This window comes from Alteromonas sp. ABH4_452 (genome assembly GCF_056311825.1).
Map to the genome: position 1 here is coordinate 1,135,526 of NZ_CM149973.1, position 24,308 is coordinate 1,159,833.

Annotated in this window: 21 protein-coding genes, 2 tRNA genes and 1 rRNA gene; 18 read left to right on the forward strand and 6 right to left on the reverse strand. The window is 43.2% G+C overall.

Features of this window, described 5'->3' with window-relative positions; genetic code table 11:
* Nucleotides 1-515: 515 nt before the first annotated feature.
* The 10 genes from dusA (at nucleotide 516) to ACYX4N_RS04950 (ending at nucleotide 10,041) form a co-directional block, all read left to right on the forward strand.
* Entirely contained in the window at nucleotides 516-1,538 is a 1,023-nt protein-coding gene (gene dusA, locus ACYX4N_RS04905) for a tRNA dihydrouridine(20/20a) synthase DusA (RefSeq protein WP_476055787.1), read from the forward strand.
* A gap of 192 nt (nucleotides 1,539-1,730) precedes the next feature.
* On the forward strand, nucleotides 1,731-2,015 hold the full coding sequence (locus tag ACYX4N_RS04910; RefSeq protein ID WP_474829971.1) for a hypothetical protein: 285 nt from the start codon (nucleotides 1,731-1,733) through the stop codon (nucleotides 2,013-2,015).
* A gap of 344 nt (nucleotides 2,016-2,359) precedes the next feature.
* Nucleotides 2,360-3,028 (forward strand): phage shock protein PspA, encoded by a 669-nt coding sequence (pspA, locus tag ACYX4N_RS04915; protein WP_118492169.1) that lies wholly within the window; start codon nucleotides 2,360-2,362, stop codon nucleotides 3,026-3,028.
* 62 nt (nucleotides 3,029-3,090) lie between these two features.
* Nucleotides 3,091-3,291, forward strand: a complete 201-nt coding sequence (locus ACYX4N_RS04920; RefSeq protein ID WP_025254029.1) for a PspC domain-containing protein — start codon at nucleotides 3,091-3,093, stop codon at nucleotides 3,289-3,291.
* Nucleotides 3,291-3,653, forward strand: coding sequence for a hypothetical protein (locus tag ACYX4N_RS04925; RefSeq protein WP_474804843.1), 363 nt, complete (start codon nucleotides 3,291-3,293; stop codon nucleotides 3,651-3,653). The genes ACYX4N_RS04920 and ACYX4N_RS04925 overlap by 1 nt, the downstream gene beginning before the upstream one ends.
* A gap of 156 nt (nucleotides 3,654-3,809) precedes the next feature.
* The gene (locus tag ACYX4N_RS04930; RefSeq protein ID WP_269918385.1) at nucleotides 3,810-4,802 is read left to right on the forward strand and encodes a DUF2333 family protein; all 993 of its coding nucleotides are present in this window, start codon (nucleotides 3,810-3,812) and stop codon (nucleotides 4,800-4,802) included.
* A 3-nt stretch (nucleotides 4,803-4,805) separates the two neighbouring features.
* Nucleotides 4,806-5,561 carry a TIGR04219 family outer membrane beta-barrel protein gene (locus ACYX4N_RS04935; RefSeq protein ID WP_474804847.1) on the forward strand — a complete coding sequence of 252 codons (756 nt, stop codon included), beginning with the start codon at nucleotides 4,806-4,808 and terminating at the stop codon, nucleotides 5,559-5,561.
* A 199-nt stretch (nucleotides 5,562-5,760) separates the two neighbouring features.
* A complete protein-coding gene (locus ACYX4N_RS04940) occupies nucleotides 5,761-7,584 on the forward strand; it encodes an assimilatory sulfite reductase (NADPH) flavoprotein subunit (protein WP_476055788.1) in 1,824 nt (607 codons plus the stop codon).
* On the forward strand, nucleotides 7,584-9,305 hold the full coding sequence (gene cysI, locus ACYX4N_RS04945; protein ID WP_474829981.1) for an assimilatory sulfite reductase (NADPH) hemoprotein subunit: 1,722 nt from the start codon (nucleotides 7,584-7,586) through the stop codon (nucleotides 9,303-9,305). Before ACYX4N_RS04940 ends, cysI begins: the two co-directional genes overlap by 1 nt.
* Entirely contained in the window at nucleotides 9,295-10,041 is a 747-nt protein-coding gene (locus ACYX4N_RS04950; protein ID WP_474857475.1) for a phosphoadenylyl-sulfate reductase, read from the forward strand. Before cysI ends, ACYX4N_RS04950 begins: the two co-directional genes overlap by 11 nt.
* On the opposite strand, the gene ACYX4N_RS04955 is transcribed toward ACYX4N_RS04950, so the two are convergent.
* Nucleotides 10,038-10,943, reverse strand: a complete 906-nt coding sequence (locus tag ACYX4N_RS04955) for a TIGR03899 family protein (protein ID WP_476055789.1) — start codon at nucleotides 10,941-10,943, stop codon at nucleotides 10,038-10,040. The genes ACYX4N_RS04950 and ACYX4N_RS04955 overlap by 4 nt on opposite strands.
* Nucleotides 10,944-11,085: 142 nt before the next feature.
* Here ACYX4N_RS04955 and ACYX4N_RS04960 point away from each other — a divergent pair, with 142 nt between their 5' ends.
* A complete protein-coding gene (locus ACYX4N_RS04960) occupies nucleotides 11,086-13,311 on the forward strand; it encodes a bifunctional diguanylate cyclase/phosphodiesterase (RefSeq protein ID WP_476055790.1) in 2,226 nt (741 codons plus the stop codon).
* Here ACYX4N_RS04960 and ACYX4N_RS04965 read toward each other — a convergent pair.
* Entirely contained in the window at nucleotides 13,308-13,886 is a 579-nt protein-coding gene (locus ACYX4N_RS04965) for a uracil-DNA glycosylase family protein (RefSeq protein ID WP_476055791.1), read from the reverse strand. The two genes, ACYX4N_RS04960 and ACYX4N_RS04965, sit on opposite strands and share 4 nt — an antisense overlap.
* A gap of 114 nt (nucleotides 13,887-14,000) precedes the next feature.
* Between ACYX4N_RS04965 and ACYX4N_RS04970 the strand changes: the two genes are divergently transcribed.
* Nucleotides 14,001-14,306 carry a hypothetical protein gene (locus ACYX4N_RS04970; RefSeq protein ID WP_025254039.1) on the forward strand — a complete coding sequence of 102 codons (306 nt, stop codon included), beginning with the start codon at nucleotides 14,001-14,003 and terminating at the stop codon, nucleotides 14,304-14,306.
* A gap of 54 nt (nucleotides 14,307-14,360) precedes the next feature.
* Here ACYX4N_RS04970 and sthA read toward each other — a convergent pair whose 3' ends face one another.
* Nucleotides 14,361-15,782 (reverse strand): Si-specific NAD(P)(+) transhydrogenase, encoded by a 1,422-nt coding sequence (gene sthA, locus ACYX4N_RS04975; protein WP_474857479.1) that lies wholly within the window; start codon nucleotides 15,780-15,782, stop codon nucleotides 14,361-14,363.
* Between the two features lie 238 nt (nucleotides 15,783-16,020).
* On the reverse strand, nucleotides 16,021-17,148 hold the full coding sequence (locus ACYX4N_RS04980) for an acyl-CoA desaturase (RefSeq protein ID WP_476055792.1): 1,128 nt from the start codon (nucleotides 17,146-17,148) through the stop codon (nucleotides 16,021-16,023).
* 340 nt (nucleotides 17,149-17,488) lie between these two features.
* Here ACYX4N_RS04980 and fabR point away from each other — a divergent pair, with 340 nt between their 5' ends.
* Complete coding sequence (fabR, locus tag ACYX4N_RS04985; protein WP_461853095.1) at nucleotides 17,489-18,082, forward strand: HTH-type transcriptional repressor FabR; 594 nt, start codon at nucleotides 17,489-17,491, stop codon at nucleotides 18,080-18,082.
* Nucleotides 18,083-18,217: 135 nt separating this feature from the next.
* Complete coding sequence (locus tag ACYX4N_RS04990) at nucleotides 18,218-18,508, forward strand: DUF1330 domain-containing protein (RefSeq protein ID WP_476055793.1); 291 nt, start codon at nucleotides 18,218-18,220, stop codon at nucleotides 18,506-18,508.
* A gap of 22 nt (nucleotides 18,509-18,530) precedes the next feature.
* On the opposite strand, the gene trmA is transcribed toward ACYX4N_RS04990, so the two are convergent.
* Nucleotides 18,531-19,628: a tRNA (uridine(54)-C5)-methyltransferase TrmA gene (gene trmA / locus ACYX4N_RS04995; protein WP_476055794.1), complete on the reverse strand. Its 1,098-nt coding sequence runs from the start codon at nucleotides 19,626-19,628 to the stop codon at nucleotides 18,531-18,533.
* 190 nt (nucleotides 19,629-19,818) lie between these two features.
* Here trmA and ACYX4N_RS05000 point away from each other — a divergent pair, with 190 nt between their 5' ends.
* Nucleotides 19,819-21,135: a DUF5610 domain-containing protein gene (locus tag ACYX4N_RS05000; protein WP_476055795.1), complete on the forward strand. Its 1,317-nt coding sequence runs from the start codon at nucleotides 19,819-19,821 to the stop codon at nucleotides 21,133-21,135.
* Nucleotides 21,136-21,210: 75 nt separating this feature from the next.
* Here ACYX4N_RS05000 and ACYX4N_RS05005 read toward each other — a convergent pair whose 3' ends face one another.
* Nucleotides 21,211-21,675 (reverse strand): RNA recognition motif domain-containing protein, encoded by a 465-nt coding sequence (locus ACYX4N_RS05005; protein ID WP_179984549.1) that lies wholly within the window; start codon nucleotides 21,673-21,675, stop codon nucleotides 21,211-21,213.
* A gap of 490 nt (nucleotides 21,676-22,165) precedes the next feature.
* Between ACYX4N_RS05005 and ACYX4N_RS05010 the strand changes: the two genes are divergently transcribed.
* The 3 genes from ACYX4N_RS05010 to ACYX4N_RS05020 all read left to right on the forward strand — a co-directional run bounded on the left by ACYX4N_RS05010 (nucleotide 22,166) and on the right by ACYX4N_RS05020 (nucleotide 23,966).
* A 16S ribosomal RNA gene (locus ACYX4N_RS05010) occupies nucleotides 22,166-23,698 on the forward strand.
* Nucleotides 23,699-23,776: 78 nt separating this feature from the next.
* Nucleotides 23,777-23,852 (forward strand) — tRNA-Ala (locus tag ACYX4N_RS05015).
* Between the two features lie 37 nt (nucleotides 23,853-23,889).
* Nucleotides 23,890-23,966: transfer RNA gene (locus ACYX4N_RS05020), tRNA-Ile, on the forward strand.
* Nucleotides 23,967-24,308: the final 342 nt, after the last annotated feature.

The following is a 24,308-nucleotide window of genomic DNA, read 5'->3' on the forward strand; positions in this document are numbered from 1 at the left end:
AGTGGTAAATATCTATCTAAAAAAAGCAAACTTTTCAGAGGGTTGTTAATAATTTAATAGTGCAAGGATACTAAAAGCACTATTAAGTGAGGCCGAGGCAGCGCTTCGAATCTAAGAAAAAGTTAAGGCGTTAACTAGTAGGATTTTGTAGACAGTACTAACTCGATATCTAATGGGTGCGGCAACCGCAAGACTGCAATATTCGTTCATTTTTTATGTGTTCACTTTTTGTGAGCATCAGCTTTTAATGAACATGAAGGCAGCTTCAATGTAATTGAAAAAGTAATAACTCCCGACTCTTTGTTTCTTACTCTCACGCGATAGACATTGATATTTTTTCTCGTCGTCTTAGTAATGCTATAATACGCCATCTTATTTTCCGCCTAAAAACTTGGGCCCCAAAAAGACTCTTTTTGGACCCCGATACAGTGAAAATAAGGAATTAAAGGAATAAATACCGCATTTGGTACTTACTCGAAAAGTTAAATATTATATATATAAAACATGGGCTTAAATTGAATACTACTGTTCAAACTCTTGACCGCAGATTCTCTGTCGCTCCAATGCTGGATTGGACAGACAGGCATTGTCGCTACTTTTTACGATTAATGTCTAAGCACACGCTGCTTTACACTGAAATGGTCACTACAGGCGCGATTATTTACGGTAAAGGCGATTACCTTGGCTACAACCAAGAAGAACATCCAATCGCTGTTCAGCTAGGTGGCAGCGATCCCGCTGACATGGCTAAGTGTGCTGAATTATCACAAGAGCGCGGCTACGATGAAGTCAACATAAACGTAGGCTGCCCAAGCGATAGAGTAAAAAACGGTAGCTTCGGTGCCTGTTTGATGGCGCAACCTGAAGTGGTAGCTAGCTGCGTTAAGGCTATGCAGGCTGCAGTAGATATTCCCGTAACTGTGAAATGCCGTATTGGTATTGACGACATGGACGAAGATGAAGACTTTGCTCGTTTTATCGATATAGTGGCAGACGCAGGCTGTGACACCTTTATTGTTCATGCAAGAAAAGCATGGCTACAAGGTTTAAGCCCAAAAGAAAATCGAGAAATTCCGCCTTTAAATTACCCTAGGGTTCACAGACTAAAACAGGCGCGCCCTGAATTATCAATTAGCATTAACGGTGGTATTAAAACACTCGCCGAAACCCAGCAACAGCTAGAGACCGTTGACGGTGTTATGGTTGGCCGCGAGGTTTACGCAAACCCCTATATCATGTCTACCGTTGATAAAGACATATTTGGTGACGCTAAAGCACAAAGTCTGTCACGTCGTGAAATAGTACTTCAAATGCAGCAGTACATTGAGCGCCAAGAGGACCCATATTTTAAACCTTGGCATGCAGCTCGCCACATTCTGGGCCTTTATCAAGGGCAAGCGGGTGGACGAATTTGGCGAAGATACTTAAGCCAAAATGGTACAGGCAAAAATCCAGATCCTAATTTACTTCTAAATGCTTTAGATGCTGTAGAGAGCGCGCAAAAAGAAGTTGCTGAGTACAATAGTCAAAAAGGCTAATAACTTAGTGCTTTTGACCAAAGTTTAATATTTGTTCAATTGTATCCGAAGCTCGCATTTTTGCGGGCTTTTCTTTAAGTTTATATAAATCAGCTGCTTAAGTTCTTTTTAAGGAGTTGGCACACCTCTCGCAATCCTCTAAGTATCGCGACGACAACGTGTTGTTGCACTGACTAAATTTAGAGGGATAACATGAAAACTTCACTAATCGCAGCAACTTTACTGACAGCAAGCATGGCAAGCGGTGTAGCAAATGCAGAAGAGTCAGTGCTTCAAACATTTTTGACGCATGTAGTTTCAAATGCAGTAACTACAACTACACAAGAAATAAAGTCTGATGTGTACCAAGCAGTGGCTAACGCTACCTATCATTTTGAGTTGAGCCCTCAAGAGGTACGTGGAAACGGGAAAGTAAGTGTTACCGACTTAGCTGTAACGGAAGCTGGTAACCAAGATACAGATAAAGACGCTGATTAACCGTCAATCAGCATCGATAAAAGCGCCTACGGGCGCTTTTTTTATGCATGTTTAGTAATGAAATAAGTTTATAAGGACACAGTGTAAATGCCGTCAAATCGGAAGTGGTCAATTTAACAATAGGGTTGGTTAAATACACTAATTTATCGTATCTAAACGTAAAGTTAAAAAGCAGTTTTAAGCTCAAAATTTAATAAAATACATATATATCAATAAGTTAAATAAATGGCATGGTCATTGTAATACTAAAAGTGTTGAGGAGAACTCAGTCAGCGGCAACTAGCAGTGAGTACAAGAGAATAAATGCTGGAAGCCACAACACTACTTTTAACGGAGAAAGAATCATGGGTATGTTTTCACGCATTAACGATATTGTTCAAGCAAACATCAACGCGATGTTAGATAAAGCTGAAGATCCAGAAAAAATCATTCGTTTGATTATTCAAGAAATGGAAGAAACCCTGGTTGAAGTTCGCACCGACGCGGCGCGCTTTATTGCTCAGCAAAAAACGCTAGCGCGTCATATGGAAGCAGCAAACAAACAGGTTGATAGTTGGCAGCATAAAGCGCAAATCGCAATGAACAATGACAAAGAGTCTTTGGCAAAAGCGGCACTTATAGAGAAGCAGAAGTATGTTTCCAAACTTGACTCTCTTAAAGAGCAAGAAGCGCAACTAGCTGAAAGCATCGAGAAGATTCAAGGTGATACTGCAAGACTGAACAGTAAATTGGCAGAAGCCAAAGCTAAGCAAAAAACCTTAGTTCAGCGCAAAAATTCAGCGCAAACACGCTTGAAAGTGAAGCAAGCTGATCACGAAGGAAAAATAGACGATGCAATGATGCGTTTTGAAAGCTACGAACAGCGCATTGACCATCTTGAAGCGCAAGTGGATGCATATGACTTAACAAAGTCGAGCGAAGCAACATCATTACAAGCTGAGTTCGATGCAATGGAAGCAGACGAAGCGATTGAAAAGGAACTGGCAGAGCTTAAGAAGAAAAAGGTCGCCTAAGCGACCTTTGGTGCCGCCGACTTATATTGTAGATATCGAAAGAAACATTTTTGGAGAAGATGATGAAAGTACCATCACAGAAGCGAATTTATAGAGACCTTGATTCTGGCATTATTTCAGGTGTGTGTGCAGGTGTTGCACGTTATTTTGATATCGATGCAGTATGGGTAAGAGCGGCGGCGGTAGCGGGTTTATTTATCGCAACCCCCATCACGCTAGTGGCTTACGTGGCTGCCGTTATCCTACTACCGAGATTAGTGTAATGAAAAACTTTTTAATTGCACTGGTTATTGCCATTGTACTGGTTAACTGTTTGGGTAGCCTTGTAGATAGCTGGCTAGGTATGCATCTTGTCATGTCTGACGAACTGCTTAGCCCTTGGGAAAACGTGGCCGTGCTTTCGCTAATTGGGGTTGCCCTTGCTGTTGTTGGCTTTGTTGTCGCAATAAGTGTTGTTGGAACGATTCTGTTAGCGCTTGGCGCCGGCTTCCTAGCGCTACTTGTTATGGGCGTTAGCGCTTTCTGGCCAATTATTCTTATCGGTATTGCACTATATGCGCTGAAAAATCGCAACTCTGCTGCTTATAAGCAGCAAAATGATACAAACATGCATCATACTTTATAATTAGCATAAATAAATTTATATTGTGTTAACGTAGTAAAAGATGGTGTTATGTCGTTAACCGTCATAAAGGTTTCGCATTTTTCACATAATATTAGTTGTTTCAAATAGCTGACCATCGTCGGCTATTTGTTATTTAAAAGGAAGGTTGGTGTTTATATGAGACAATCTATTAACTCAAAACGAATAGCGATTGTCGCTGTGGTGATTTTTTTACTTTTCTGGTTAATTGGTTGGTATTGGAGTTTATCTCCAGATACATTTGATGTCAGAAAGCGTTTGGAGCAGAACTCACCCGTTGAAAACCCCACAAATATAGCGGGTTACACACTAACTACCACCATGATTGATGTGTCGGAAACCTTGCTAGATAAGCCTGGTGGGTATCTTTCAAATGATGTCATTCCACCCGGTGTTTTTTTAGATAATATGCCGGCTTGGGAGTTTGGAGCATTAGAAATGGTACGAGACCTCGCGCTATCAATGCGTAAGGATTTTAGCCGTTCTCAATCTCAATCAATTGAAAACCCATACCTGACAAAAGCTCACCCTAAATTCAATATGGACCATAAAAGCTGGGCATTACCTTCGTCTGAATCTAGCTATGCTGAGGGTATCGAACTTCTTAAAAAGTACCGAGACGAGTTGGCAAACACACGTAATTCAGACAGTCAGTTCTATACCCGAGCCGATAACCTGCGAGAATGGTTGAAGCAGGTTGAAAAACGGTTGGGTAGCTATTCACAAAGATTAAGCGCCAGCGTAGGATCTGCTAGAGTTAATACAGATTTAGCTGGTGACGCTAACGCGAAGCAATCTACACCTAGCACCAGTCAACGCGTTGTACAGACAAGCTGGTGGAAGTTAGACGATAATTTTTACGAAGCGCGTGGCGCAACATGGGCTCTTCTACACTTTCTTAAAGCTGTAGAAATTGAGTTTAACGATGTGCTTGAAGATAAGAATGCATTAGTCAGTCTTCAGCAAATCATTCGCGAACTGGAAGCAACACAACAGTCTGTTTACAGTCCGATGATTTTAAATGGCAGTGGCTTTGGTATGTTAGCTAATCACTCTTTAGTTATGGCTAACTATATTTCTCGCGCAAACGCTGCTTTAATTGAAATATCAGAACTTCTTAATCAAGGATAATTAATGAAAAAAGGTCTTATAGCTGCCGCATTGGGATGCGCATTATTTTCAGTTTCATCTCAAGCAGACACTATCGCAGGCGTTTATGTTGGAGCTCAAGTTTGGCAAACCGACACGCAAGGCGGTTTTGCAGATAGCAACAACACTGCTGATTTCAACTTTGACGATGAAACCAATACGGCGTTATATATTGCCTTTGAACACCCAGTGCCTTTTTTACCGAATGTGAAGGTAAATCACACTACGCTAGATAATTCAGGCACTACTGCGCTTGATGCCAACTTTACTTTTGATGATCAGTTGTTTACAGAAAGTACTGTGGTCAATACTGATATCGAGCTTGATGCAACGGATTTCATCTTGTACTACGAGTTATTCGATAACGACTTGGTAAGCTTTGATCTTGGTGTAAATGCTAAGTACATCGATGGTGCATTGTTTGTTGTCGATACAGCAAGTGATACCAGTGGCTCGGCTGAATTTTCGGGCATAGTGCCTATGGCGTATTCGAAAGTTCAGCTAGGGCTTCCGTTCACTGGGCTATCTGCATATTTTGAAGGTAGCTATTTGTCATTCGATGACCACGAGCTAAGTGATTATCAAGCGGCAGTTCAATATTCATTTATTGAAAGTTTAGCAGTCGATATGACCCTTCAAGTTGGTTACAGAAACGTAACAGTTGATATTGAAGATCTTGATGATGTTTACGCTGACATGGAATTTGACGGTGTATTCGCAGGCTTAGAACTTCATTTTTAAGCACTAACTATCTGTTTTTAAAGGCGTGGCTGCTTGTGCAGTTCACGCCTTTTTTATTTTTCGAGGGTAACGTTTAGGTGCGTTATTACTTATTCACTTAGTCATTAGCACTTTCAGTAATAAAAAAGTTTCATTTATTCTTTTCTCTTCTTGAAGAAAGCCGTTAGCCTTAGCGCCATTGATAAAAGGCTAAAAGACTATGTCACAAGATTCTAATTCGAACTCAGCGCCAGGCGCGGTATTAAACGAACAGCAGTGGAATGCCATTACGCAAGCCATTGCAGGCTTAAATCGTGATCAACTTACTTGGGTAAGTGGCTATGCAGCAGGCATGGCGGCTGCGCAAGGCGGCTCGGTTGCCCCTGCTTTACAAAGCGCGCCTGCCGTAGCGGGTGATGCGCCAACGCTAACTATACTGTATGGCTCACAAACAGGTAATGCGAAAGGTGTGGCTGCGCAGTGTCAAGCCAAAGCAGAGGAAGCAGGCTTTAACAGCAAGCTTGTTAGCATGGCTGATTACAAGCCTCGCAACTTAAAAGCAGAAACCCACGTAGCGGTATTTGTAAGTACCCACGGTGAAGGCGATGCACCTGATGATGCCATCGAACTGCACGAATTCTTAGCGGGTAAAAAAGCCCCGAAGCTTGCGAACACTAAATACGCCGTTGTGGGGTTAGGTGATAGCAGTTACGAGTTTTTCTGTCAAACAGGTAAAGACTTCGATGAGCGCTTAGGTAAGTTAGGTGGTAAGCCTATTGTTGAGCGCCTTGATTGTGATGTTGACTATGAAGCGGAAGCCGAAGCATGGTTAAACAAGCTTATTGAATCATTAAAAGATGATTTTAGTGCGGCACCACAAGCAGCGGTAGCGGCGCAAACTGGCGCAGCAGTGCAGGGGGTAGCAGCACAGACTTACACCAAAAAGGCACCGTTCAAGGCAACGTTGATTGATGCCCAGAAGATTACGGGTCGCGATTCAGTTAAAGATATCCGTCACATTGAAATAAGCCTTGAAGATAGTGGAATTACCTACAAACCAGGTGACGCGCTAGGCGTTTGGTTCAAGAACGCTGCTTCTTTAGTATCAGAGCTTATTAGTATTTTGTCGTTAGATGGCAATGCTGAAGTATCTGTAGGTGATGCGACAATGTTGTTAACTGATGCATTAACGTCCAAGCTTGAATTAACCTTAAGCTACCCTAATTTCATTAAGTCTTATCAAGAAGCGACCGGCTCTGAATCGTTAGCGACCTTGATGGAAGATAAAGCGCAGCTGCGTACTTACATGGCTGAGCGTCAAATCATTGATATCGTGCGTGACCACCCAGGTAAGCTGTCTGAACAGCAGCTTGTTGATGCATTGCGCCCATTAACACCACGCTTGTACTCAATAGCATCGAGTCAAGCTGACGTGGAAGATGAAGTGCACTTAACGGTAGCTCACGTCGACTATGAAGCGTTTGGCCACCGTCATCAAGGTGGTGCGTCTGGCTTCTTGTGCGAATATTTAGAAGAAAATGGTGAGGTAGAAGTTTTCGTTGAAAACAACGAAAACTTCCGTTTGCCGGAAGATCCTAATACGCCAGTGATCATGGTAGGACCGGGTACAGGAATTGCGCCGTTTAGATCTTTCATGCAAGAGCGTGATGTGCAAGGCGCTGAGGGCAAAAATTGGTTGTTCTTCGGCAACCCTAATTTTACGCAAGATTTCCTATACCAGGTAGAGTGGCAAGGTTACGTTAAAGAAGGTCTGCTAGATAAAATTACGCTTGCATTCTCTCGTGACCAAGAAGAAAAAGTATATGTTCAGCACCGCTTATTAGAAAACGGTAAAGAAGTGTACGAATGGCTAGAGCAGGGCGCACACTTTTATGTGTGTGGTGATGCAATGCACATGGCGAAAGATGTAGAAAACGCCTTAATCAATATTGTGCAGGAGCACGGCGGAAAATCTGAAGCTGATGCTAAAGCCTATATTGTAGAGTTACGAAAAGCGAAACGTTATCAGAAGGATGTCTATTAATGAGTAACGAAAAATCACCATTTATCGTTGAGGGCAAACTGGCTGACAACGAGCGTCTAAAGCGCGAGAGTAATAATTTGCGCGGTACCATCACTACGGATCTTAAAGATGATCTTACCGGTGGTTTCACAGCTGATAACTTCCAGCTTATTCGCTTCCATGGTATGTACCAGCAAGACGACCGTGACATTCGAGCAGAACGTGCAAAGCAAAAACTTGAGCCGCTTCATAATGTGATGCTTCGCGCGCGTTTACCAGGTGGTGTTATCACGCCTGATCAATGGTTAGCGATCGATAAGTTTGCAGCTGACCACACCATGTATGGCAGTATTCGTTTAACCACTCGTCAAACTTTCCAGTTTCACGGTGTGTTAAAGCCTAAGATTAAGTCTATGCATCAAATGCTAAACAAAGCTGGCATTGACTCAATTGCGACGGCAGGTGATGTAAACCGAAACGTACTATGTACGTCTAATCCAGTTGAATCTGAGCTTCACCTTCAGGCATTTGAATGGGCTAAAAAGATAAGTGAACACTTACTTCCTAAAACTCGCGCGTATGCTGAAATTTGGTTAGATGGTGAAAAAGTTGAGACCACTGAAAAGCCTGTTGAGCCTATTTTGGGTGATAACTATCTGCCGCGTAAGTTTAAAACTACCGTGGTTATTCCTCCGCAAAACGATGTTGATGTTCACGCAAACGACCTTAACTTTGTTGCGATTGCAGAAAATGGTCAGCTAATTGGCTTTAACGTACTTGTTGGTGGTGGTCTTGCAATGACTCACGGTGATAAGAGTACGTATCCGCGTAAAGCCTCTGACTTTGGTTTTATACCGCTGGAAAACACGCTAGACGTTGCCGCTGCGGTTGTTACCACGCAGCGTGATTGGGGTAATCGTGTTAATCGTAAGAACGCGAAAACCAAATACACCTTAGAGCGTGTTGGCGTAGACAACTTCAAAGCTGAAGTTGAGAAGCGCGCAGGCGTGACTTTCCAAGATAGCCGACCTTACGAATTTACCGACCGTGGTGACCGTTTTGGCTGGGTTGAAGGCATTGACGGCAAATACCACCTGACTGTGTTTATCGAAAATGGTCGTATTTTGGATTACCCAGGTAAAACGCTAAAAACAGGTTGCGCAGAAATTGCCAAAATACATAAAGGCGATTTCCGTTTAACCGCAAACCAGAACTTGATTATTGCTGGTGTTCCACCCCAGGACAAAGACAAAGTAGAAGCCTTAGCTCGTGAGCATGGCCTCATTGCGCCAAGTGTTTCTAATCAGCGCCTTGATTCAATGGCCTGTGTTGCATTGCCAACTTGTCCGCTAGCGATGGCAGAAGCTGAGCGTTATCTGCCAGATGCTGTTACCGAGCTAGAAGGCTTGCTTGCCAAACACGGTTTAGAAGAAGACAGCGTTATCTTCCGCGTAACTGGCTGTCCTAATGGCTGTGGTCGCGCAATGTTGTCTGAAGTTGGCTTAGTCGGTAAGGGCCCAGGCAAGTACAACTTGCATTTAGGCGGCAACCGAGAAGGTACTCGTATTCCACGTATGTACCGAGAAAACATTAGCGAACAAGAAATCATGGCAGAGCTAGATACGCTACTTGGTCAATGGGCTAAAGAGCGTGAGAGTGGCGAGGCCTTTGGTGATTATGTTGTTCGCGCTGGTGTCGTAAAACCAGTAGTAGACTCCGCACGGGATTTCTATGACGAATAATACAGCAGAAAAGCAGCAACCACTTACGCTTGATATCAGCAAGGAAGACCTTGCTGATATCAACGATATGTTGGAAAAAATGACAGCGCAAGAGCGAGTAGCTTGGGCGCTGGACAACTTGCCCGATACTCATATTGTGTCTTCGAGTTTCGGAGCGCAGTCGGCAGTTATGCTGCACATGCTGACTCAAGCACAACCGGATATCCCCGTTGTGCTCACTGATACTGGGTATTTGTTTCCAGAAACGTACAAATTTATTGATGAGCTGGTTGAAAAGCTTAATTTAAACTTGCACGTTTACAGCGCAAAAATGTCATCTGCGTGGCAAGAAGCGCGCTTTGGTAGGCTTTGGGAACAAGGCATCGAAGGTATTGAAAAATACAACAAGATGAACAAAGTTGAACCAATGCAGCGTGCGTTGGGTGAACTGAATGCGGGTACCTGGTTCGCAGGTTTGCGCAGAAGTCAATCTGATACTCGCGGCAAACTGCCTGTTTTACAAAAAGTAGGGCAGCAGTTTAAGCTATACCCAATTATCGACTGGAGCAACAAAGACCTTCACTACTACCTTAAAGATAACGACTTGTCTTATCATCCGCTTTGGGAGCAAGGCTACGTTTCAATTGGCGATTGGCATACAACGCAGTCGCTGCAAGAAGGTATGAGTGAGCAAGATACCCGCTTCTTCGGGTTAAAGCGCGAATGTGGATTACACGAGTTTGGTGACGGTATTTAACTTATGTTGAATACCTCGCCCAATACTTTTTTCAATTCTTGTAAATACCTTTCGTTAGAGGATTTAGTAACCAGTTTGTAAAGCTCACTGCCTACAGAAGTAAACTTGTAATAAACCAAAGCAACTCCGGACGTTTTACATGTAAGCGTTATATTCTCATTAACACATCGCCATGTGACCTGTTGCCCCTCTACATATTCTCCACTCTCGATTTCACTGGCATAAATTAACTTCATTTCCTGCAGCGACAATAGGTCTGGGTAACTAAGTCCAACAGAAGCTAAATTTAATTGTTCTGGAATGGGTTTTTTGAGAAACGAGAGCAGACCTTTACGTTTATGATATCCCACTAATATGCGCGGTACGGTGTCATTACTTTTTCGACTGGCTACGTTAACCGCTTTATTAAATACTTTGGCATCTCTGTGCGTGAGCGTTTTAAGCAACTGCAGAGTGCGAAGTGAAAAACTACCGGGATGGGCGACCTCAACGGCAAAAATCTTGCCCCACAATTCTTGCATTGGTTGGCTGTAAATTTCCTCAGCCATAGTGCTAAAGGCGAAAAACCAATCTGCATCAAGATTATCGTTAGTTTTTTCGTTGATTGAAACATTTAGTGCTATATTTAAAACAGATTGAAGATTGCTCGCTTTTTGAGTTTCTAGGATTTGTTTCCTTCGTTCCAGCGCATGTTTTTGCTTTTTAGGATCAGGAGGCATCATAGATGGGCTAATACCCACTCTAGCGAACCATGACAACATGCGTTGGCGGCTTGCATCCGCTTTGATAGAGCTCGCCATTTTCTCAGCAGCGGGTTGGTCACTGGGCGCTTTTGCGCTACTGACTTCCGTGTTTTGAGCTTTTTTAATCTCAGGGGGTAAGTGCTGAGGTGTAATCTTCATATTGATTTAAATTATTGAATGTAAATTAGCATGTAACATGAGAGCACTATTGCATTGCGTAACCCATTTATCAATGCGATTGTCTCCTTAATACAGTAAGTCGTGCATTCTTGTTTTGTATGTATCGGGGAAATGAGCGGTAATGTCGGCAATGGATTACGATAACGACGAGTTAATTTTTTTAGATGATGATGATTCAGTTACAGAGCCTGTATTATTAGGTAAAGACTGGAACATTCTTATCGTCGATGATGATGAAGAAATTCACACGGTAACGCGTCTGGCGCTATCTGATCTCATCGTAAACGATCGCAAGTTAAACTTCATCCACGCTTATTCCGCGAAGCAAGCCAAAGAAAAACTTCACGAATTCGGTAACAGTATCGCTATCATTTTGCTTGATGTTGTTATGGAAACTGACGATGCAGGCTTTGATGTCGTTAAGTATATTCGTGAAGACATGAAACTGTACGAGCCTCGTATCATTTTGCGTACAGGGCAGCCAGGTTATGCACCTGAAGAGCAAGTCATTAAAGTTTACGATATTAACGACTACAAAACGAAAACGGAACTTACGCGCTCCAAGCTACTTACGACCATTATCTCTTCGCTGCGCTCTTACCAGCAAATTATAACCATAAGTCAAAGTCGCACTGGCTTAGAAAAGATAATTACCTCGTCGGCGAATTTGTTTGAAGAGCATTCGGTTAAAGAGTTTTGCGAAGGGGTTGTCACACAAATTAGCTCCCTTATAGGTCTCGATTCTGAAGGGCTGTTATGTGCTCGAGCCGGCTCCCTTTTAGACCAAGACGACGAACAAGTATATGTCCTTGGTGCTGCGGGTGAATATGCGAAATTTATCAATCACCCGGTTGTAGACGTTAATAACATTGACATTGAAGAAAATATAAGCCGTTGTTTACGCCTTAAAAAGCACATATTTGAGGCGAGTTGTTCTGTACTGTATATAAGTCGCGCTGGTTTCGAAGCCGCTGTGTACGTTAGGCAAACTCACGAAATCAGTGAATTAGACAAAAACCTTTTAGAAGTATTCTTATCTAGCATTTCGGTAGGCTACGAAAACGTCAACCTCTTCCACGAATTAAGGAATGCAGCGTTCAGAGATTGGTTAACCCGATTACCAAACCGCAATGAGTTCATTAATATGCTAGACAAGCCTCACTTGTTTGGTGGAGAAAATTTTAGTGTTGCGCTTATCGATGTTAATCATTTTTCCGATGTTAATGATGGGCTAGGGCAAGAAGTTGGCAACGAGTTATTACGTGCAATCAGCGATCGTTTTCAAACCTCATTTGACGGCCAAGTCAAGAAAGGACGTATTGGTGCTGATGTTTTTGGTCTTATCGGCCCCGATGAGCTTGTCTGTCCCGAGGCAATCAACGCACTTTTCCAATCATCCTTTAAAGTGGGTGACCACACGCTACCCGTGAATGTTACCGTCGGGTTTTGCAAGCTAGAGAATAAGCGCCATATTGGTATTGAGATTTTAAAGCGCACCAATATTGCGTTAAACCGCGCTAAGAAAAACCTAACAGACAACTTCGAGTATTACGCTAAAGATATTGAGGATCAGACCACATGGCGTTTGGATATGATCCGTCAATTAAGAAACGACTTTGCGGCGAGAAAGCTAGAACTATGGTTTCAGCCCCAAGTAGACCTGCTCAATGAAAAAGTAGTGGGTATGGAAGGCCTACTTCGCTGGCCAGATGGAGAGGGGGGCTATATCTCTCCAGCTGTTTTCGTGCCACTTGCTGAATACTCTGGTCTTATTGTTGATATTGGTGAATGGGTGCTTGAGGAATCATGTCGCCGTTTGCAAGAGCTTAAAGAAAAGGGGTACGGGCATCTTAGGGTTGCTGTTAATATATCTATTCCCCAGTTTCGCGATAGATTATTTGTCGAAAAAGTTAAACAAGCACTTTCCAAAGCCAACTGTGACCCCAGTCTATTAGAGCTTGAAATAACCGAAAGTGTGGTAATGGACGAGCCGCAAATAGTGATTGATGCTTTGCGTACGTTGAAAGAATTTGGCGTTCAAATTGCTATCGATGACTTTGGTACAGGCTTTTCTTCCATGAGCTATCTGCAGCAATTGCCATTAGATCGTTTGAAAGTCGATCGTTCCTTCGTTAAAGACATCAAACCGGGTGCTAGTGCAGTGCTTGCCGAAACCATAGTAACGTTAGGAAACAAGCTGGGGTTACTCACTATTGCCGAAGGTGTGGAAAAAAGAGAGCAAGCAAGCTACATGATTAAACTAGGGTGTGATGAGGCCCAAGGTTATTTATATGCCAAGCCCATGCCTTTTGATGCACTTCTAACGTTTCTTGAGGCGCACGATTAATCAGATAAAGCTGACGAGATAGCGAGCTGCAATTCGGGAAGTATAGTCCGCTCGAACCATGGATTTTTAGCAAGCCACCTGTTATTCCTTCCTGACGGGTGAGGTAAAACAAAGTGTGTATTAGTCGGCGCACCTACTGCTTCAGTCAAAGTTTTGTACTGGGGTAAATAATACTGCTGTGAGTATCGACCTACGTAAAGCGTGACTTTAGGTTTTAAGTAGGCGAGAAACTCATGGTGCCATGTAGGTGCACACTCTTTTCTAGGCGGGGCATCAGCGCCGTTTTTGTACCCTGGAAAGCAAAATCCCATAGGTAGCACCGAGATCAAGCGCGCATCATAGAAAGTTTCTTTGGATACAGCCAGCCATTCACGCAAGCGATCTCCGCTCGGATCGTCAAACGCAATACTTCTCTCGTGCGCTTTAAGCCCTGGCGCTTGCCCAATAATAAGAATTTTTGTGGATGGTGAAGTATTAAAAATGGGGTTAGGTTCGTGAGGTAAATAAGGCGCACATAGCGTGCAATTCTTTGCTTTGGCCACCAATGCATCGTGCCCTTTCAAAATTTTCTCCAATTATTTCTTCTTGTCATACTTCTGTCATATTAGTGTGATCTAAATTTGACTATCTAATGTATATACAGTATGTTTAATAGTGACAGTAGTAGACTGTAGCACAGGAGAAGAAACATGCGTAAAGTAGTACTAACATTAGCTCTATCAGCAGCCTTTGGTATTGCGCATGCGGAATCTGGTGAGAACCAGCTTTTCGATTGCATGGATGCGAAAACATTCGAAATGAATAACCAATGTATGTCGGATCAAATCGGCAATAACATTCGTTTCCGTGATGCACAAGCAAAGCTGATCGACATTGCAAGCGAAAGTCAGGGTGACTACGCTATTGCAACAATGACATTCGATCAAGAAAATATGCACATCGACATCGTAGCACATAAAGACTCGCTTAACGCGCTTGCTGCGAACCGTAACTAATTTTTAGTTAACGCATATAAGCCGGCGACAATTTCGCCGGCTTTTTTGTATCTGTTAGAAAATCCTATTTAGCCCATTGATGGCAGCAACACGATAGGCTTCAGCCATGGTCGGATAGTTAAATGTAGTGTTAACGAAGTAGTCTATGGTGTTGCCTTCACCTTTTTGTTGCATGATGGCTTGGCCGATATGAACAATCTCAGAGGCACGTTCACCAAAGCAGTGAATACCCAGTATTTCTTTCGTTTCCCGGTGAAATAGAATTTTAAGGCTACCCGTTTGTGTTGATGCAATCTGCGCTCTGGCCAAATGTTTGAACTGGGCTCTTCCCACCTCATAAGGTATCTTGGCTGCAGTAAGTTCTTGTTCTGTCTTACCTACCGAACTAATTTCCGGGATGGTATAGATACCTGACGGAATATCTTCTACTAACGCTGAATGTGTATTTATGCCGAGCATTGCCTCAGCGGCAAATCGACCTTGATTATATGCTGCAGATGCCAAACTTGGGTAACCAATCACATCGCCAACAGCAAATACATTGTCTACGTCGGTTTGATAACTTTCATTAACCTTAAGTTGGCCTCTACCATCAGCTTTTAAACCAATATTCTCAAGTTTCAGAGTATCTGTGTTGCCCGTACGGCCATTAGCAAACAATAAGCAATCGGCCCGCATGCGCTTACCTGACTCTAAGTTTAAAATTACTGAATCATCGGTAGCTTCGACAGAAGAGTAGGTTTCATTATGACGAATAAGTACGCCGTTGTTCCATAAGTGGTAACTTAGCGCATCAGAGATTTCGTCATCTAAGAATGACAATAGACGGTCTCGCATATTAACCAGATCGACTTTTACTCCCAAGCCTCTAAAGATACTGGCATATTCCGACCCAATTACACCTGCACCATAAATTATGATGGACTTTGGATCGTGATCTAGAGATAAGATGGTGTCAGAGTTATAAATACGGGGGTGATTAAAATCGATATCTTTCGGGCAATAGGGGCGCGAACCTGTGGCTATTGCTATTTGTGCTGCTGTGACTGTGTCCTTCGAGCCATCTTCTCGTGTTATTTCCAAGGTGTGTGCATCGACAAAGCTGGCTTCGCCATGAAACAGCGTAACGCGGTTCCTATCATAAAAAGAAGAACGCAGGCGAGTTTGGCTTTTAACTACACCGCTAGCATGGCGCATGATGTCTGAAAACGTAAGGCTCTTACTTAAGTGGTTGTCGGCAAATAGGGGAGACGTATTGTATTCAATAAGACGACTGACTGAGTGACGAAGCGCTTTAGACGGAATAGTGCCCCAATGAGTACAGCCACCGCCAACAGCTTCGTAGCGTTCTACCACTGCCACTTTTTTACCGGCCTTGGCAAGCTGCATTGCAACACCCTCTCCTCCGGGGCCAGTGCCTATAACTATCGCATCGTAATGATACGACGGAGCTTTAGTTTTTTGCTTCGTTGCCATGTTACCTTCCCGTATTATTACTTCTATGTGTGGCGTCTGATATCACAATACCCGCCATAATTCAGTTTATGATGTAGATTGAACATCGAACTTAGTCTAAAGCTAAGCTGTTTATGTCAACCTTACAAACTCTAGTATAACTACCTTACTTGAAGTGTCATCCCAACTATAGATCAAAAAAAACCACATAAGCAGATACTTATGTGGTTTTCTACGAATTCGAGAGTAAAGAAAGTAGTTACGCCATTTGAAGTGACAAACTCTGCAATTGAGTCCATTTTTCTTTCTGCACTGCAAAGGCGTGCTTCATCTCTTTATATTTGTAAGCAAGCTCTAACCCTTCAATGCTGCGTTTTAATGTACGCTTCTTAACGCGCATAACGCGCTTTTTCGTTGCGTAGTACTCACTCATCCGCTGCATTAGCAGGTCGTACTCTTCTTGAATAGTGTGCATCATTTCTTCCGCATTCGGTAGTAACGATACTTTTTCACTTGCCCTTTGAAGCTGCATGGCCGCCAGAGCTTTTTCGATGCGCTCTTCAGGTACTTTGCGAAGGTTCGACGTTAAACCTACATAAGACAGCCCTTTGATAAGCCATTTAGTAGGATCAAACTGGTACCAACGAATGCCATTGCGGTAGTCGTACTCAAAAATATGGTGATAGTTGTGATAACCCTCACCAAAAGTAAAGAATGCTAAAACGCCATTATCACGTGCTGTATTCTTATCGGTATAAGGCTGACTACCCCAAAAGTGAGCAAGCGAGTTAATGAAGAACGTAACATGGTGAACTAGCACCAATCGCAAAACGCCGGCCACCAAGATCATGCCCATGACGTCGCCGTTCAGGTAACCAAACAGACCAGTAATACCAAAGTTAGCAGCGAGTACGATAGGCAAGTAGTATTTGTGCTGCCACATTACAACGCTATCTTTTTGTAGATCTTTACAGTTGCTGTAATCATCGTAACGCTTAGCTTGATACTCGCGTAACATCCAGCCGATGTGCGCAAACCAAAGCCCTTTCTTTGCAGAGTAGGGGTCTTTGTCGTTGTCATCTACATGGCGATGGTGAACGCGATGATCTGACGACCAGTGCAAAATACTATTTTGCAGTGCCATCGCCCCACCAATCGCTAATACGACACGAACTACAATGTTGGCATCGTAGGTTTTATGTGACCACAAGCGATGATACCCAGCAGTTATTGACATGCCGGTGAAATAGAATAGGAATATAGCGGTACCGATTTCTGCCCAATCGATACCCTGATATGCCACCCAAAGCGGCACACCTATAAATGCAATTGCGCCTGATATTATAAATACCAGCACATTCGTTAGGATAAGAGGAGGTTTTTTCATTTTATACAACTTGGCTTACAACTGTTCGCTAATTTATCGTTTTACGAGGCTTCAGGCAAGCAAAACCCAGATAAGTTCTGCTTACATGTGTAAAGTTTAATTATAGCCGAGGGTGGCAAAAACGTAGCTAAAACGTGAGAATTAACGCTTAACCCTTGTTTATAAAAGAGATGATTTTGTTTCCCTTTCCCCATCAGTGCGTGTTGCGATAAACTAGACGTGCTAGTCTTTGATGTATGAGGTTCGATTGCGTTAATGGTTATTCAGATGACGTTGAAAGTAGACTCTAAAGTTAAAAAATCATCAAACCATTAAAAGTTAATGAACACAGGGTGCGAACGTGAGCCGACAAGAACAGAAATTAAAAACCCGCCAAAATATCATCCATGCTGCATTTTCACTGCTAGATGAAAACCGAAGTTTATCGGCAATAAGCTTGCGTGAAGTTGCCCGAGAAGCTGGCATTGCTCCCACATCGTTTTATCGACACTTTAAAGATATGGACGAGTTGGGTTTAACGCTGGTGGATGAAGCGGGTTTAGCGCTGCGTCAGCTTATGCGTCAGGCTAGAAGGCGCATAGCTTCAGGGGGCGGCGTCATCCATACCTCTGTTGAAACCTTCATGGAGTTCATCGCGGCCAACACAAACGTATTTCGGTTATTACTGCGAGAGCATACCGGAACGTCGTCTGCTTACCGACTTGCAGTATTCAGAGAAATTCAACATTTCATCGATGAACTTACTGACTACATTATCGAACAGCAAGGCGTGGAATACGCCTGCGCCCAGTTACAAGCCGATGCCATGGTAAGACTAGTATTCAGTGCCGGAGCGGAAGCATTAGAAGCGGATGATAAGCTTAGAAGTGAAATTGGTGAAAGAGTGAAAGCGCAACTTCGCTTTGTTCAAATAGGCGCTACCCAGAAAGCGTAGCGCTGAAGTATTATCAAATATTTTACGAAACAGATTCTAGCGTAAGCCTTCTTATTACACGAAATATAGCTTGTTAAGCTCTCAATACGATAACGCTGGGTTCAACCAGTTAATTTCAAGAAAAGAGAGCAAGATATGTATTATTCAGTTTTAGAAGTTACACCTACCAATGAAGCGTGGATCCCGCACTATGTAAAACTCGCCGCGGATATCGTGTCGAAACACGGTGGAAAATATCTAGCGAACAGTGCAAATCATCAAACTTTAGAGGGCGAGAGAGAAGAACCCGCCATTCGCGTTATAATACAGTGGCCTTCAAAACAAAGCGCACTCGATTTTATGTCTGACCCAGATTACCTTCCACTACTAAAACTAAGAACTGACGGCTCAGTAAGCCATCACGTTCTTGTAGAAGGCAAGGAGTAGTAGAAAATGACTTACACGCAAACTAGACTTTGCGTGTAAGTAGAACGCCTGCCTCAATATGATGAGTGAAAGGAAATTGGTCGAATAGCGCCGATTGAGAAACGTCGTGAGTTTCACTCAAAAGCTCAAGGTTCTGCGCCAAAGTTTCAGGATTACACGAGATATACACAATATTATCGTAATCCTGAATCATTCTGAGTGAATCTTCATCTAACCCAGCTCTTGGTGGGTCGACCAATACAGTGGTGAAATTGTAAGTGCTTAAATCAATGCCTTCTAAGCGACTAAACGTACGCTCGCCCTTCATAGCCTGTGTGAATTCTTCGGCGGCTAACCTTACAATTTTTACATTGCTCAGCTCGTTTTGCTCAATATTAAACTGAGCTGCTTGCACTGAAGGTTTAGCTATTTCGGTACCCACCACATTATCAAAGTGAAGTGCTAGCGGAAGTGAAAAGTTACCGGCACCACAATACATTTCTAGTAAGTCTCCAGAGAGTGGTTTAACACAATCTAAAGCCCATTCAATCATGCTACAGTTCACTTCGGCATTGGGCTGAGTGAAGCTATTTTCTATATGCTTGAATACGAATTCACGTCCGTTTACTGGTAAACGCTCAATTACAAAATCGTTGTCGATAATAAGCTTTTGCTTTCTAGCGCGACCAATGATGTTTACTTTAGGAAAGTGAGTTTCAAGTGTCGCTTTTAATTCTCTTGCTGCCACTTGCCATTCTTCGTCTAATTGACGATGGTATAAAAGGCTTATAACAAGTTCGCCAGACAGTGCAGAAAGGTAATCAATTTGAAATAACTTTTTTCTGAGAGTTTCGTTTGGTCTTACTTCTTCAAGCAATAGTGCCATAGCATCGTTTATTGCTTTACATGCAGGGGCAAAACTATCGACACGATATTTTTCTTTCGTTTCCTGATTAAACATGATGTGAAATAAGTCATCGCCCTCGTGCCACACTCTAAACTCGGCACGCATACGATAGTGCGTTGGCTGAGACGGGAATACAGAAAGTTCTGGTGCATTGAATGGAGAAAGCAACGCGGTGAGACGATTTACTTTTTCGTCCAACTGATCTTGATAGCGTTGTTGTTCATTGGTGGTCATAAAATTCTCCATTCATTATTAAGGTCGCGAATTGTAGTCCCTTAAAAAATAACTGCAACAAGCGCTCCCGACTTCTTCATTATTAATACGCGTGATTGCCTAAGTAGCCTTTAGAAAAAAATGCTGTATTAATATTAAACAATATTGATTCATTGCCGATAATAAGAATGAGGATAGTGAGGATCAAATTATGAACGTGGGTCAAATTAAAGCTTTTATGGGAGACCAAAAGGTTGAACAGAAAGCGGATCAAAAGGCAACGGTTCACCCGAATGAAGCGCTTAAAAAGCAGTTGCAGCAAGACGGATTGCAGCAAGCCGCTGAGTTTTCGAAGCAACAAGCGGCTTCAGTATCTGTTTCAAGTAGCCAAACGAGTATCGGCTTGCGCGTGGTAAGTAGCAATATTAATCAAGCGTTGGAAATAGATGGGCAAAGACCACAAGAAACGAAAGAGAAAAATCTTGAAGAAAAGTCGAACGGTTTATTCGACTTTGAAAAAGTAGCCCGAAACGTACTTAAGTTCGTGGGCAGCGTTATTCGCGGCGCAGCCGATGGAGGTGCCAGCGAAGAAAAGCTGACCGGGCTATTTAGCCAAGCAAGAGAAGGAGTAAGCCGCGGCTTCGCGATGGCTGAAAAAGATCTTGCTGGGTTTATGAATGAAGAGATTGAGCAAGGTATAACGAAAAGCCGGGATCTTATTGATACGGGTATTGATGATCTAGAAACCGATATCTTTGGACGCGAGCAGCCTAATGCTGTCCAGCTGTCTTCGTTGGAAGCTGTTGCAGCATCGGACGAAAAAAGCGGTAGTTTGATGATTCGAACTAAAGATGGTGATGAAGTGAGCTTTAGTTTTGAAAGCCTGCGTTCTTTCCAGGCTTCTCAGCAACTTAATTTTCAGGCTCAGGCATCTCAAGGCCAATCTGACGGTAGTGGTGAGCAAAGTGAAAGTGGCTTTTCGGCAAGCTATTCTCAACAAACGTCTTATCAATACTATGAACGAAGCGGTATTAGCTTTTCATTAAAAGGAGAACTTGACGAAGATGAGTTGGAATCGATAGCTGATTTAGTCGGACAAGTGCAGGATCTAGCTGATACCTTCTATAGTGGTGATATCGACAAGGCATTTGAAGAAGCACTGAGTTTAGGCTTTGATGATAAAGAGTTGGTTGGTTACGCACTACAGTTAAATAGGACTACGCAAACCGAAGTGCTAAAGACATACGAAAATATTCAGCACTATAATGAAGATAAAAGTGACAACGCGAAGTACGGTAATGTGGTTAGTCCAATCGCTCAATATCTAGAGAAGATGATGGATACCTTTGCTAACGCAGAAAGTAAGTTAGAAAGTAGTGAAGACTATAATACTTTAATAGCTGGTATTATTAATGAAATGGAAGATGTCCAGGTTCCTGATCTAATATCCGCCATAAATAGATTTCGATCTTTTAATCAAACTTTATTAGATGGCCTTCCTCAATCTGCTGAAACCAGCGAGAGCTAATGCTTATGACAATAAAAAGCCCGGAAGCGAGAGCTTACCGGGCTTTTTTACATAACTAAAAACTACGAATAAGAATTACACGTGTTCGACTTTGTCTTTTGCAGGTCGAACTTTCAACGTTCGTTCCTGGAAGATTGAGTCATTTGTTTTATCAATAACACTACTAAGGTCGTCTGTGACAACCTCGATAAAACCGTAACCTTTTCTTTTTCCAGTTTTACGATCCTTCATTAAACGAACCGACTGCACTTCAATAAAGCTACTGAAGTACTCCTTTACTGCGTTCTCGTTTGCTCTATAGGGTAAATTACCCACATATAAAGTTTCAACTGATCCGTTATTGGTGTGTGCTCTGGCATCTGAGGAAGATGGACTTTGAATAAGAGACGCTAGCCAAGGAGTAACGATACCGCTTATCAGCAGAGCTGCAGATACGGTAAGTGGAACATGGACGTTTAAACTAGCAGAAGAAAATAACAAATACCCTGCAATTGCAAAAATAGCGCTAATTACAGCGCATTGAATAAAGCCTACTTTCATATACCTACCTTTCTATTGTTTATTATGGTGTTGGAGGCTGTATATAGTTTACTCATTTGTAACAATTAGAACAATAAAATGTGAAAAAACTAGTCGAAAGATGCATTGAGCCAATGGAAATGATGCAGAAATGAACGGTTAACACCAAAAGTGCCTTAAAATGCAAAAAAATCCAATTTAAGTGTTGATCTTTCTCAAGAGGTATCTATAATGCGCTCCACGTTCTGAGGGGGCTTCGAGAAAAACAAAGCCAACTTAGCAACAAGTGCGAAACCAAGTTTTCAAGCAAATAAAAAGTTTAAAAACATGGTTGACATCGAAAATAAACGATGTAAAATGCGCACCTCACTCGAACAGGGTGAGTCACTAAGAGGCAACGGCTTCTAGTGAATTGCGACGAAGTCGCAACGTTCTTTAACAATTTAGACAAGACAATCTGTGTGGGCACTCGTTAAGAGTGTCACAACGACGATTCATATTTCGATATATTTAATTGAAGAGTTTGATCATGGCTCAGATTGAACGCTGGCGGCAGGCCTAACACATGCAAGTCGAACGGTAACAGGAAGTGCTTGCACTTCGCTGACGAGTGGCGGACGGGTGAGTAATGCTTGGGAACTTGCCTTTGCGAGGGGGATAACAGTTGGAAACGACTGCTAATACCGCATAATGTCTACGGACCAAACGGGGCTTAGGCTCCGGCGCAAAGAGAGGCCCAAGTGAGATTAGCTAGTTGGTAAGGTAAAAGCTTACCAAGGCGACGATCTCTAGCTGTTCTGAGAGGAAGATCAGCCACACTGGGACTGAGACACGGCCCAGACTCCTACGGGAGGCAGCAGTGGGGAATATTGCACAATGGGGGAAACCCTGATGCAGCCATGCCGCGTGTGTGAAGAAGGCCTTCGGGTTGTAAAGCACTTTCAGTTGTGAGGAAAAGTTAGTAGTTAATACCTGCTAGCCGTGACGTTAACAACAGAAGAAGCACCGGCTAACTCCGTGCCAGCAGCCGCGGTAATACGGAGGGTGCGAGCGTTAATCGGAATTACTGGGCGTAAAGCGCACGCAGGCGGTTTGTTAAGCTAGATGTGAAAGCCCCGGGCTCAACCTGGGATGGTCATTTAGAACTGGCAGACTAGAGTCTTGGAGAGGGGAGTGGAATTCCAGGTGTAGCGGTGAAATGCGTAGATATCTGGAGGAACATCAGTGGCGAAGGCGACTCCCTGGCCAAAGACTGACGCTCATGTGCGAAAGTGTGGGTAGCGAACAGGATTAGATACCCTGGTAGTCCACACCGTAAACGCTGTCTACTAGCTGTTTGTGACTTTAAGTCGTGAGTAGCGAAGCTAACGCGCTAAGTAGACCGCCTGGGGAGTACGGCCGCAAGGTTAAAACTCAAATGAATTGACGGGGGCCCGCACAAGCGGTGGAGCATGTGGTTTAATTCGATGCAACGCGAAGAACCTTACCTACACTTGACATGCAGAGAACTTTCTAGAGATAGATTGGTGCCTTCGGGAACTCTGACACAGGTGCTGCATGGCTGTCGTCAGCTCGTGTCGTGAGATGTTGGGTTAAGTCCCGCAACGAGCGCAACCCTTGTCCTTAGTTGCCAGCCTTAAGTTGGGCACTCTAAGGAGACTGCCGGTGACAAACCGGAGGAAGGTGGGGACGACGTCAAGTCATCATGGCCCTTACGTGTAGGGCTACACACGTGCTACAATGGCATTTACAGAGGGAAGCGAGACAGTGATGTGGAGCGGACCCCTTAAAGAATGTCGTAGTCCGGATTGGAGTCTGCAACTCGACTCCATGAAGTCGGAATCGCTAGTAATCGCAGGTCAGAATACTGCGGTGAATACGTTCCCGGGCCTTGTACACACCGCCCGTCACACCATGGGAGTGGGATGCAAAAGAAGTAGTTAGTCTAACCTTCGGGAGGACGATTACCACTTTGTGTTTCATGACTGGGGTGAAGTCGTAACAAGGTAACCCTAGGGGAACCTGGGGTTGGATCACCTCCTTACCATTACGTCGATAGACGCACTTGATGCAGTGCCTACACAGATAGTCTTGTTTAAAATGAAGAACGACACAAGTTTATGGGGCTATAGCTCAGCTGGGAGAGCGCCTGATTTGCATTCAGGAGGTCAGCAGTTCGATCCTGCTTAGCTCCACCATCTACTTGACACTGAGCTTGCATAAGCGAAGTACTGAAGGCTTGTAGCTCAGCTGGTTAGAGCGCACCCCTGATAAGGGTGAGGTCGGCAGTTCAAGTCTGCCCAAGCCTACCATTTCCTTGCTTTAAGAAAGGAAGGTAACAAAGGTAGAAACGTGTCACGTTGGACCCCAAATCCTAATGAATATTTACTGTTTCAGTAAGCATTGATTAGGGTTTTTTACTCTAAAGATGAAAGTACTGCTTTTGCAGGAAACATCGAATGTTCTTTAACAATTTGGAAAGCTGATATTAATAGTAATCAATCAAAATTGAGTAACTGAGAAATCGAAAGATGAACTTTTTACTCTACTTGACTGAATTGCTTGTTATCAATTTATTGATAGCAAGGCAATTCTTCCGATTAGCTTGTCATGCATGCGACATAACTTAGACAGAAGTCAAAAGGCTGTTTGGG